Consider the following 11,860-nt stretch of genomic DNA (forward strand, 5'->3'; position numbering starts at 1 on the left):
ATTTTTTTTATAACACAAAAGAAAAAGACAAAATTATAAGTATATCAAAACGTTAAAATTCAGTGGGAAATACAACAACAAAATCACTACATTTACTTTTAAAATATTAAAATATGTTAATTAACATTTTTTTTAGACAACATGTAAAGAGATAATTGATAGCTTTGCCCCAATTTACAAATTTAAAATTTAAACACAAACATTTAACATGAAAAAAATCGTATTAGGATTAGGAGTAATTGCTTCATTGATCGCCGTAAGCTGTAAAAGTGACGCAAAGAAAAGCGAAACTCAAACAGAACAAACAGAAGTTGTTTCAACAGAAAAACCAGTTGGCTCTGTGGCTTATACAGTAGCTCCAAGCTCTGTAATTGAATGGGTTGGATCAAAACCTGCAGGAAAACACAATGGAACTGTGAACGTTTCAGAAGGTACAGTAAACGTTGAAAATAAATCAATCGTATCAGGAGAGTTTGTTTTAGACATGAACTCTATCGTTGTTTTAGACTTAGCTGCTGGAGATGGAAAAGAAGACTTAGAAGGCCACTTAAAAGGAACCGGTAAAGAAGATGCTGAAGATCACTTCTTTAACGTAAAAAAATTCCCTACTGCTAAATTTGTTTTCAAATCATTTGACGGAACAAACGTAACAGGAGATCTTACAGTGAAAGAAATTACAAAAGAAGTAACTTTCCCTGCAACAGTTTCTGTAACAGACTCAGAAGTAGTTATTGACTCTCAATCTTTTACAATTAACCGTACTGATTTCGGTGTAAATTACGCTTCAAAATCAATTTTCGACAACCTTAAAGACAAATTCATTAACGACGATATCGAATTGGTTGTTAAAGTAAAAGCTACAAAATAATCTAATTTTTTATTAGTAGTCCTAATAAAAGAGACCGATTGGGAAACCCAGTCGGTCTTTTTTATTTATTTTATGGCTAAAGTAATGATTTGCAAATGGAGTACGAGAGAAGTAAACAGCTATAAGAATACTGTCTAAAATTGCTGTACCTTTTGAACCTGAAATCGTTTATAACAACTGGTAACGTGAAAAAGATCCTACAACAATAGCTTTTACAACTCCCTTCGAAGTCTTGCAACCGGGATATCGAGCTGTTCACGGTATTTAGCAATTGTTCGCCTTGCGATTGGATATCCCTCTTCTTTAAGCAATTGTGCCAAATCGTCATCAGGATAAGGTTTGCTTTTATCCTCTTTAGCGATGATGCGCTGTAGTATTTGCTTAATTTCATGTGTAGAAACGTCTTCTCCTTGATCATTTTTCATTGATTCAGAAAAAAAGTCTTTAATCAATCTGGTACCATAAGGTGTGGTTACATACTTACTACTCGCTACTCTTGAAACGGTAGAGATGTCCATTCCTATTTTATCAGCTATATCCTTTAAAATCAACGGTTTTATTTTTAGCTCATCTCCTGTAAGAAAATACTCGCGTTGGTGTTGCATAATAGCGTCCATGGTAACTAGAAGTGTTTGCTGACGCTGTTTGATGGCATCAATAAACCATTTAGCAGAATCTAACTTCTGTTTAATAAAGAAAACTGCTTCCTTCTGCGAAGAGGTCTTTTCTTTGGCTTTTTTGTAGGTATCAAGCATTTCGGAATACTCTCGCGAAACATGCAATTCAGGAGCATTTCGCCCATTAAGACTGAGTTCCAAATCATTATCATTCACTCGGATGGTAAAATCAGGAATAATCTGCTCTACTTGAACATTACTCCCCGAATACGAACTTCCTGGTTTAGGGTTTAAACGTTCAATTTCTTGTATAGCTTCTTTGAGTTCATCTTCTGAGATAGAAAACTTTTGTTGCAGTTTAGCATAATGCTTTTTAATGAATAGCTCAAATGCCTTTTCGATAATTTCTATAGCCAAATCGACAGATGGAGTCGTTTTTTTACGGCGAAGTTGTATCAAAAGACACTCTTGTAAGTCAAATGCACCCACACCCGCAGGATCTAACTGAAAGATAATCTGTTCACGGATTTGTTTTACCTTATCTTCTTCTGTATAAATATTTTGTGTAAAAGCCAAGTCATCAGTTAAATCCTGGATAGAGCGACGGATATACCCACTATCGTCAATACTCCCTACCAAAAATTCAGCAATGAAATAGTCTTCGTCGGAAAGAGTAAACGTATTCAATTGATTTAAAAGTGATTGATGAAAAGACACTTCGGCACTAAAAGGAATTTCTTTTTCCTCATCATCATCGCTGTAGTTATTGGTATGTAATCGATATTCGGGAATTTCATCATCACTGAGGTATTCATCAATATTAATATCCTCCATATCAATCACTTCACTATCGTTATATTCGTCTGAAGAGTTATCAAATTCATCTGCAAATTCGTCATATTCACTTTCTTCACGCCCCGACTCCAAAGCAGGGTTTTCTTCCAATTCTTGTTTGATGCGTTGTTCAAAAGCCAACGTAGGCAATTGCACCAACTTCATCAATTGAATTTGTTGAGGTGATAATTTTTGCGAAAGTTTCAGTTGTAAATTTTGCTTTAACATATTGTATATTGAATGAATTTAGGGGCAAAAATACGCAAAAAAAGGAAGAAAAAAAATGAATATAACAGTATTATTAAGTAAAAATCAAAAGAACATTAACCTTGATTATTAACTCAGTAAATTAGAAAAACAAAGATCAATATCTCTAAAATATATTTTGTTTCTATTTAACATTCGCACATAAACAGATATAAAAAACACTACCTTCTGTTTCGTATAATAAATCTAACTATCCTCGATAAATTTCTCTAAAAAACAGAACACAGGAGGAACTTTCATATGGCAACATACACAGGCCATCCTACACATTTAATTAAAGCTACGCCTGGAAAGATTCTTGTGATAAGAACTCATGATGAAAAATTTGTAAAACTTCGTATAGACAGTTATTACCAAAACAAAGCAGACTTAGAATCTGAAGCAAGTCATTTAACAACTAAAGATAAAGACGGATATTTTACTTTTACCTTTATTAAAGGTTAATAATTCGGTTCTCTTAGTACAAATAAAGGGTAGTCCAAGTTTTTAGGACTGCCCTTTTTGTTATAAGAATAAAAAAATCAATGGATTAACCTGTAGCACATCTCTAAAAACAGACCTGTTATAAAATAATTAAAAAAATAAAAAATACACTCAAAATTAATAGCAAACACACGAACACAGAACATATACTCAAAGGTCTAACGAAATAGTTCTAACACCTCATTTCAAAACGATAGAGTATCTACACGGAGCTTTAAAGAACACAAAAAATAATGTAATAATTTTGTTTAACAAAAGATGTATTTGAGAATTAAATCCGCTTTGAAAAAAAACTTAGTAAGATATTTTTATAATTCCACAGAAAGTATTAACTTCGCCGATTGATTATTAATACTAAATTAGACATAACAAAAATGGCAATTCTTGAAAAAATTAGAAACCGTACCGTATTTCTTATTGCGATTATAGGGTTAGCTCTTTTCGCTTTCGTAATCTCTGACTTCATTGGTTCAGGACGATTCGGTAATTGGCAAACTACTGAAATTGGAACTGTAAACGGAGAAGATGTTTCCATTGATGCTTTCCGCTTTCAGGTGGAAAACGCCGTTCAAGGAGCAGGTGGACAAGCAAGTAGCCTTGAAGCTGCAAAATACGTATGGGAACAAAACGTTCGTAGCATCCTTTTAAAACAACAATTTGAAAAATTGGGATTAAGCATTGAAAAAGATCAAATTTTGTCAGTGTTAGCTAAGAGTCCTTTGGCTCAAAGCCCTGAATTTACGAATGATCTTGGTGTATTTGATCCTTCAAAATTTATCAGCTATTTAGCCACACTGAAAGCAAGTAACCCGCAAGCTTACCAAGAATGGAAAATGCAAGAAAATGCACTTGTTGAAACTGCGAAGCAACAAATGTACTTCAACTTAATCCGTGCTGGATTAGGAGTTACAAACGCTGAAGCTGAAATCGCTTATCACCAAGAACAAGACAAAGCCGACATAAAATTCGTAGCCTTGCAGTACAGTTCAATCCCTGACAGCACTGTATCGGTGAGTGACAGCGACATAAAAGCATACATCAGCAAAAACAAAAAACAATTCGAGCAAGAGGCTTTCAGAAACATCCAGTACATTGTAGTGAACGAAAAAGCTTCTGCTGAGGATATTGAAGCTGACAAAGCATCCTTATTACGCTTATTGGAGCCACAAGTGGTATACAACAACACCACAAACTCAAATGACACCATTGGAGGATTTGCCAACGTAAAAAACATCCGTGAGTTTATTGAGAAAAATTCTGATTCTCCTTATGACTCGCTATACGTAACTAAGTCAGAATTACCAACTGTATATGCTGACACCTTATTTGCTCTACCAGTAGGAAAAACTTTTGGACCTTACGATGACAACGGAGTGCTGAAACTATCACGCATGGTTGCCAAAGAAACCAACGGTGCTGTAAAGGCAAGTCATATATTGATAGCTTACGCAGGAAGTCGCGCAGCAAATGAGAATACAACACGCACCAAAGAAGAGGCTCTTGCAAAAGCTAACGAAATTTTAGCAAAGGCTCGGAAGGAAGGAGCTGATTTTGCTGAGTTGGCAAGAGAAAACTCAGAAGAACCAGGAGCAAATTACAGTGGTGGTGATTTAGGTTTCTTTACCCGCGGACGCATGGTTAAGCCTTTTGAAGATTTCGTATTTACAAATAAGGTTGGACACATTGGAGTAGTTGAAACAGATTTCGGATTCCACGTTGTACGAGTTACTGAAAAAGCAAATGCCGTACAAATAGCAACCATCACAAGAAATATTGAACCGTCAGAAACAACACTAAACGATTTGTTTACAAAGGTTTCTAAGTTTGAAATGGACGCTTTAGCAGATGTTAAAAACTTTGGTGAAGTAGCTAAAAAATCAGACTTAACAGTGCTTCGTGCTGACAACCTAAAACAAAATGACGAATACATCATTGGATTAGGCAACAACCGACAAATTGTACAGTGGCTTTTCCAAGAAGACACTAAAGTGGGTGACATCCGCAAATTCACTGCAGGAGGAAGCTACATCGTAGCTCAATTGACAAAAAAAGGAGAGAAAGGCGTTTCTTCTGTCCAAGATGCGGCTCCATTTGTAAAACCAATTCTTATACGTGAGAAAAAAGCTCAAATATTAGCTGAAAAAGCAAAAGGAGCTTCCTTAGATGCAATTGCTTCTGCAAATAATGCTGAAGTAAGAACCGCTACAGGTCTGTCAATGAATAATCCAACTATCATCGGTGAAGGCCGTGAACCAAAAGTAGTAGGGACAGTGTTTGCTTTGAAACAAGGACAAACTTCTAAACCTATTGAGGGTGAGAATGCTGTGTACGTAGTAGAAGTTACTGCAATTTCTCCTGCTCAAGCTCCAAGTGATTTAAACTCACAACGCAAAAGTTTAGAGACTCTAAAAGTGAGTCGTGCATCACAAGAGGTGTACAACGCACTTAAAAACGCAGCTGAAATCAAAGAAAATCTAAGTAGTTTCTATTAATATTTTTGGAGATTTACAGAAAAACGAGGACTTGCTAATACTGATATTAACAAGTCCTTGTTTTTTATGCTTTAGCAAAAGAGTAATGATTAACAACTAACAATTGACAATTAACAAAAAATGAAAATCATATCTTACAATGTAAACGGCGTACGTGCCGCAATGACTAAAGGTCTTATCGAATGGCTACAGAGTGCAAATCCCGACGTACTTTGCTTACAAGAAATCAAAGCTTTAGAGTCTCAAATTGAAAAAGAAGCCTTTGAGGCTTTGGGTTATAAATACCAATATTGGCATAGTGCCGAAAAAAAGGGATATAGTGGCGTAGCTATTCTTTCTAAGACGAAACCTACTCATGTAGAGATTGGAAGTGGTTTGGATTACATGGATAAAGAAGGGCGTATCCTCCGTGCTGATTATGGCAGTCTTTCGGTGATGAGCTTATATTTACCTTCGGGGACGAACATTGATCGTTTGGACTTCAAACTCACTTTTATGGCCGATTTTCAGAAATATATAGACAATCTAAAAGTGTCTTTCCCTAATTTGATTATCTGCGGAGATTATAATATCTGCCATCAAGCGATTGATATTCACGACCCTATCCGAAATGCCAATGTATCTGGATTTTTACCTGTAGAGCGGGAATGGTTGGATGGATTTATGAAAAGTGGGTTCATTGATAGTTTCCGATATTTTAATAACGAGCCACACAATTATTCGTGGTGGTCGTACCGAGCCAACGCTCGTAACAATAACAAAGGGTGGCGTATTGATTATAATTTAGTTGCTCAACCTCTTGAAAATCGTTTGCTGCGGGCTACCATACTACCCGAAGCAAAACATAGTGACCACTGCCCTATCTTAGTTGAAGTCGCAGATTAACAATCGATTTCAATTATAAAAAACTATCAAAAAGAACAGTGAGCAATCATTCCAAAGGACAAGAATGACTACTCACTGTTCGTTGTTTATCGGAATCTTCTATACTTCACAGAAGAATACAAATAGCATACAGGAATTATCTATTTTTGATTATTAAACTGATATTTCAGAGAAAAACCTACATATGGGCGATATGTCATTTTAGTTTGTTTTGAAAAATTCTCACCAACATTAGTTTTGGTATATCGATACGAATCAAAGACATTACTTCCAAACAAACTCAAACTCCATCGGTTGTCCTTCCACGTTTTTGTAAAGGAGGCATTGGTCAGGAATATTGCTTCTACATTGTTTTGCAAGTCTTTTGTTGGCGACTGATATCCCATATTCACACGGAGTAAAAAATTACGCGGTAACCGCAGCGTATGGTTGAGTTTAGCATTGAATCGCCATTGCTCAATAGGGTACGAGTTTGCGTCTACTTCAAGATCTTGGCGGTAATGATAGGCGGTAAACGAAGCGTTGACATTCCACCATTTAAAAACATCAACTCCTGCCATAAGCTCTATTCCTGTAGCCCACGAAGAGCCTACGTTCTCTCGTGTGATGAGCAGCATATTATCTCGATACACTCGACTGTAAGGGCTCATTATATCGTGTTGATTACGAGCAAACATTTCTATGGAAACGAAATCCTTCCCCCATGAATTTTTATACGCTAATTCATAGGAATCCGTGTAACTGGGCAACAGACGACTATTCCCTGTTAAGAACGAATATCTATCATTCCAAACAAAAGCTGGTACCAATACCCAATACTCTGGACGACTGATTCTACGACTGTAATTTCCACTAATTTGACTGTTCTGAGAAAAACTATACAGCAAATGCACTGATGGAAACCAATCCGTAAAATTCTTTTTAAAACGATCATTTTTCCTTACCCCTTGCTGATTATCAAAAGAATATATTATATCTCGAGCTGTATGTTCCGAACGTAGACCTAATTTATATTCAAATTTGCCGAACGAACTCTTAAAGCTAAAATACCCTGCATAGATATTCTCCTTGTAGTTAATAACTTGGTTTTCAGAAACATCTTTCGAAGTTTCTACTATACGATCTCCTTTAAAAAACCCGCTTTCAGTAGTAATTTCTGGAATATGATCGGTTTCGATATCAACCCCAGCTTCAATACTTGTAGCGTCGGTTAGTGGTAGCTCGTATTCCAAAATACTTTTAGTGAAAATTTCATTTTTTTCTGAACTTTTATTTCCAAAAACCGTATTTTCCTTTGGGCTAATGACATGACCTTTAGTAAAATCATCACTACTTCCAATAAAAAAGCTATATCCTGAATTTAACTTCAAAAAATGGGATTTATCCTTATTAAAAAAATGCGAATATTCTAAATTAGCACCCCAATTTTGATATAAAAATTGATTATCAACATCCATAAGAAAATCCTTTGACGAAAGTAAATTACCCTCTTTATCAAATGTATTTTCAGAAATTTGTGTTTTATCTATCTTTTTTTCTTTCTTTCTAAAAGGAACATAGTCTATTGAAACATCGATAAAATCGCGATCGGTGATGTCATAATTAAATCCAAAATCAATGAAAGAATTATTCATATTGGCTTTGTATTCACTATTGAATAAAGTTTCAAAACGCTTCCCATCGGGAGCATACACATTGCTTATTCCTTGTGAACGAGAATCTCCCCAATGGTGATCGGCAATATTTCCCGAAACATGCCAACCTCCTTTTTTGCCCTTTTTATCAATGGAATAAGAAAAGCTTTTTCTTTCCAATGTATTAAATTCAGCTGAAAGATTGATAGCATACCCTTCCAATTTATTCTTTTTCAGCACAACACGTATGATTCCTGCCGTTCCCGAAGCACTGTATTTAGCAGATGGATTGGTAATAATATCTATTTTCTCAATCTGTGAGGCGTCGAGCGTTCGTAGGCGTTCCTGCCCGTCTTTGGCGATGATTCCATTAATATATACAGTAAAAGTTCCTCCCTCACGATACGTAATCCTACCATCTACACTTACGTTCAATGAAGGCACATTGGTAAGCAAATCTATTGCTGTATTCGCCTCTGGAAAAGCCGAGGCATTGATAGTTTTACGATCTACTTGATACGAGAAAGCTGCTTTTCGACCTTCTACCACCACTTCTTCAATTTGTTGAACGGAAAGATGCAATAAAACATCACCCAAATTTGTTTTTGAAGCATTGATTGACAAAGGTTTAGTAACATCTTCATATCCAACAAAACTGATTTTCAATGTATATTCTCCGAAAGGAATGTTTTTTAATAAAAATTTTCCGTTTTCATCAGAAATAACTCCAAAATTTCGGTTTTTATTATCGGAGGAGAAAAGCGAAACTTCTGTGTATGGCAATACTTCTTTACTTTCAGCATCTACAATTCGTCCTGAAACTGTACCAGTCTGAGCAAAAACAACTGTCGTAAAAAGAAAGAAAATCAAAAATGTTAATCGGTTCATTTTCATATATGTTAGTTGTTAATTATTAATTATTTAATGGTTAATTCATAATTCCTTTTTTACAAAGATGCAAAAACAAACGAATTGTTACATTTCACAGATTTATTTTTTTTCTCTAATAAAAAAACTTGACCAAAACCACCCATACACAGGTGACTTTGGCCAAGTTTCACACTTATTTTTACTCTGAGAATCTACCTATTTCCACAAACGGCATCGTCAACAAAACCTAATTTCATGCCTTTAGGAGTGTCGATAAAAAACAACGCCTTAGGTCGTTCGTATTTGTCCATCACATACATAACGATAATCTTAGCATCTTTATAGGGAAGCACCACTTTTTCAACCTCATTTGTTTGTTGACTGAAGTATTCGGGCAGCTCTTTCACCAAATGGAGATAAGCTGTTCTTCCTTGGTTGAAATCAAGTTCACAAGGGTCTTGATTAACATCCATTACGGAAAGTGTAGATTCTCCTTGACTGGTCGGTTCAAACTCAAAATCATCGAAATCCATAAATCCATAATTTTCATCTTTCCCTGACAAATAAACCATCGCCCCCGGCAAATGATAACGGCGCAAACCGATAGCAGGATCCATAAATTCCTTTAGATTCTCATGTTCATCTCGAATATAGGTATTCAGATTTCTTTCGTAGTAACATTTATTAAGAAAATCAAAACCTACGTCATTTATAAAGGAAGTAAGCAAGGCCTCATCCAAGGCTTCTTGGTTTTGTTGTGTAATATTTTCAACGCTCGATTTAACATTCGTTGTAACTGGCTTTTGTTTCTTTTCAGAACAGGACGCCAACCCGATTCCAATAGCAAGATAAAAAAGACATTTTTTCATACGTTTTATTTTTATTGTTTCTTTCTACTTCATTTATGATTATCCGTTTTGCACAATAAAAGCAATTACAATCTGTACGTTTCTCTAAAAATAAGAAAAAGCTACATAAAGCATTAAAAACAACCCATGCGGAAACATATAAAAAGCGATACTCTTACGTGATTATTGTATTTTTTTCTTCACTTCACATGAATTAGCGGTTACGGACAATCATAATTTCATTTCTTTTATCAAGTAAAGATAGACGGGAAAGTGGTCTGAATATCCCCAAGTATAATTCCCATTGGACATACTTCGGAACGGATAGCCTTTAAACTTACCTTTAGGATTGGCCAAATAAGGTTTATTAAAAACTCCCGCTTTCCAGTAGCGATAAGTTGATTTATCTTCTTCTAATAATTCTTGTGTAAAATATATCTGGTCAAATAAATTCCATGCATCTTGGTAAGCAAGTGATCCGATACCTTTTTTGAGCATCTCTTCCATAGGATTGTATAAACCTCCTGCCTTAACTTTATTCTTTTTACCTTCGGTTTTTAAAATCTTTTTAAAACTCGCATTAGTAGGATCGTCATTAAAATCCCCCATACTAAAAATTTTAGCTTTCGGATCTTTTGCGAGTAACGAATCTATGATTTTTTTATTCAATGCAGCGGCAGCCTCTCGCTTTGGACGGCTTGCAGCCTCACCTCCACTACGCGAAGGCCAGTGATTGACAATAAAATGCATCATTTCACCATCAAACATACCGCTGACCAATAATTGGTCGCGCGTGTAACGACGCTTTCCATTGGGTTCGAAAATTTTCAAAACATGTTTGGATGTTGAAATGGGACGAAACACCCCTTTTTTATAAATCAACGCTACATCAACGCCTCTACTATCTGGGGAGTCGTAATGCACAATACCATAATTGTACTTTTTCAGGTAATCGGTATTGATTAAATCAACGATAACATCCTCATTTTCAATTTCACAAAGCCCAACAATATCTGGTGCTTGTTTGGACACGTCGCTACCTATGTCTGCAATTACCTTAGCTATCTTCTGCACATGGTCGTTGTAAACTTTTGATGTCCAGCGGTCAGCACCCTGTGGAGTCCGATCGTCATCAAAAGTCCTTGGATCATTGATAGTATCAAATAAATTTTCTACATTGTAAAAAGCAATTGTTCTGACCATGTATTTCTTTTCTTGTGCGTAAAACGATAATTGCCAAAAGACAAGTATCCATAGTATAAAATATTTATGTTTCATGGAAGTGAGATTTAAAGGATATTTTATTTAATGATTAATTATAAATTATAAATTACGAATTACGGGATTGGATAATTTCGTAATTAGAAATTCGTAATTCGCAATTCACAGTTCGTAATTCGTAATTCACAATTCGTAATTCGTAATTTACAATTCGTAATTATTAATTATTCGTTGTCAAAACTCTAATTTCATTTGAACCGGCAATAGCTGAAACGATTTTCGGTGGTAGGGAGTAATCCCGTACTCTTGTATTGCTCTGCGATGTTCTACTGTGGGATAACCTTTATTTTTTTTCCATTGATACATGGGATATTCATCTGCAATCCGCTCCATATATGCATCTCGATAGGTTTTCGCTAACACAGAGGCCGCCGCAATGGTCTGTATTTTGGCATCACCTTTGACAATACAAGCATGAGGAATAGTACCGTATTTCACAAATTTATTCCCATCAACAGCAATAAAATCAGGAGTTTGTGATAACTGTTCTAAAGCCCTATGCATTGCCAAAATGGAAGCCCTCAAAATATTCAATTCGTCAATTTCAACGGGAAAAACATGTGCCACAGCAAAAGCTACAGCCTGTTGTTCAATGACAGTTCGCAAAATCAAGCGTTGTTTTTCCGTGAGTTGCTTGGAATCCGTGAGCAGTTCATTCTTAAAATTTTCGGGCAAGATTACCGCAGCAGCCGTCACAGGCCCCGCCAAACACCCTCGACCTGCTTCATCCGTTCCCGCTTCTTTATGTGTATGATAAAATAACTGCATGTTTGATTTCCTG

At 35.7% G+C, this 11,860-nt stretch carries 9 protein-coding genes; 4 read left to right on the top strand and 5 right to left on the bottom strand.

The genetic code is table 11. From position 1 onward, the window contains the following. Positions 1 to 208: 208 nt before the first annotated feature. Positions 209 to 868, top strand: coding sequence for a YceI family protein (locus CGC49_RS04920; RefSeq protein ID WP_042008932.1), 660 nt, complete (start codon positions 209 to 211; stop codon positions 866 to 868). A 212-nt stretch (positions 869 to 1,080) separates the two neighbouring features. Here CGC49_RS04920 and rpoN read toward each other — a convergent pair whose 3' ends face one another. Next, positions 1,081 to 2,547 carry an RNA polymerase factor sigma-54 gene (gene rpoN / locus CGC49_RS04925; protein WP_095893581.1) on the bottom strand — a complete coding sequence of 489 codons (1,467 nt, stop codon included), beginning with the start codon at positions 2,545 to 2,547 and terminating at the stop codon, positions 1,081 to 1,083. Between the two features lie 279 nt (positions 2,548 to 2,826). Here rpoN and CGC49_RS04930 point away from each other — a divergent pair, with 279 nt between their 5' ends. From CGC49_RS04930 to CGC49_RS04940, 3 genes are all read left to right on the top strand, one after another. Continuing rightward, positions 2,827 to 3,030: a hypothetical protein gene (locus tag CGC49_RS04930; RefSeq protein WP_095893582.1), complete on the top strand. Its 204-nt coding sequence runs from the start codon at positions 2,827 to 2,829 to the stop codon at positions 3,028 to 3,030. A gap of 413 nt (positions 3,031 to 3,443) precedes the next feature. Next, a complete protein-coding gene (locus tag CGC49_RS04935; RefSeq protein ID WP_095912693.1) occupies positions 3,444 to 5,561 on the top strand; it encodes a peptidylprolyl isomerase in 2,118 nt (705 codons plus the stop codon). Positions 5,562 to 5,681: 120 nt separating this feature from the next. Then, the gene (locus CGC49_RS04940) at positions 5,682 to 6,446 is read left to right on the top strand and encodes an exodeoxyribonuclease III (RefSeq protein ID WP_042008946.1); all 765 of its coding nucleotides are present in this window, start codon (positions 5,682 to 5,684) and stop codon (positions 6,444 to 6,446) included. Between the two features lie 140 nt (positions 6,447 to 6,586). Here the strand turns inward: CGC49_RS04940 and CGC49_RS04945 are convergent, their stop codons facing one another. From CGC49_RS04945 to CGC49_RS04960, 4 genes are all read right to left on the bottom strand, one after another. Then, positions 6,587 to 8,968, bottom strand: a complete 2,382-nt coding sequence (locus tag CGC49_RS04945; protein WP_095912694.1) for an outer membrane beta-barrel family protein — start codon at positions 8,966 to 8,968, stop codon at positions 6,587 to 6,589. Between the two features lie 194 nt (positions 8,969 to 9,162). Further along, positions 9,163 to 9,819 carry a hypothetical protein gene (locus CGC49_RS04950; protein ID WP_095911998.1) on the bottom strand — a complete coding sequence of 219 codons (657 nt, stop codon included), beginning with the start codon at positions 9,817 to 9,819 and terminating at the stop codon, positions 9,163 to 9,165. Positions 9,820 to 10,029: 210 nt separating this feature from the next. After that, the gene (locus tag CGC49_RS04955) at positions 10,030 to 11,076 is read right to left on the bottom strand and encodes an endonuclease/exonuclease/phosphatase family protein (protein ID WP_042008949.1); all 1,047 of its coding nucleotides are present in this window, start codon (positions 11,074 to 11,076) and stop codon (positions 10,030 to 10,032) included. A 177-nt stretch (positions 11,077 to 11,253) separates the two neighbouring features. Further along, positions 11,254 to 11,847, bottom strand: a complete 594-nt coding sequence (locus CGC49_RS04960) for a ribonuclease HII (protein WP_042008952.1) — start codon at positions 11,845 to 11,847, stop codon at positions 11,254 to 11,256. Between the last annotated feature and the right edge of the window lie 13 nt (positions 11,848 to 11,860).

It is taken from the genome of Capnocytophaga sp. H4358, from assembly GCF_002302515.1.
Taxonomy (GTDB): domain Bacteria; phylum Bacteroidota; class Bacteroidia; order Flavobacteriales; family Flavobacteriaceae; genus Capnocytophaga; species Capnocytophaga canis.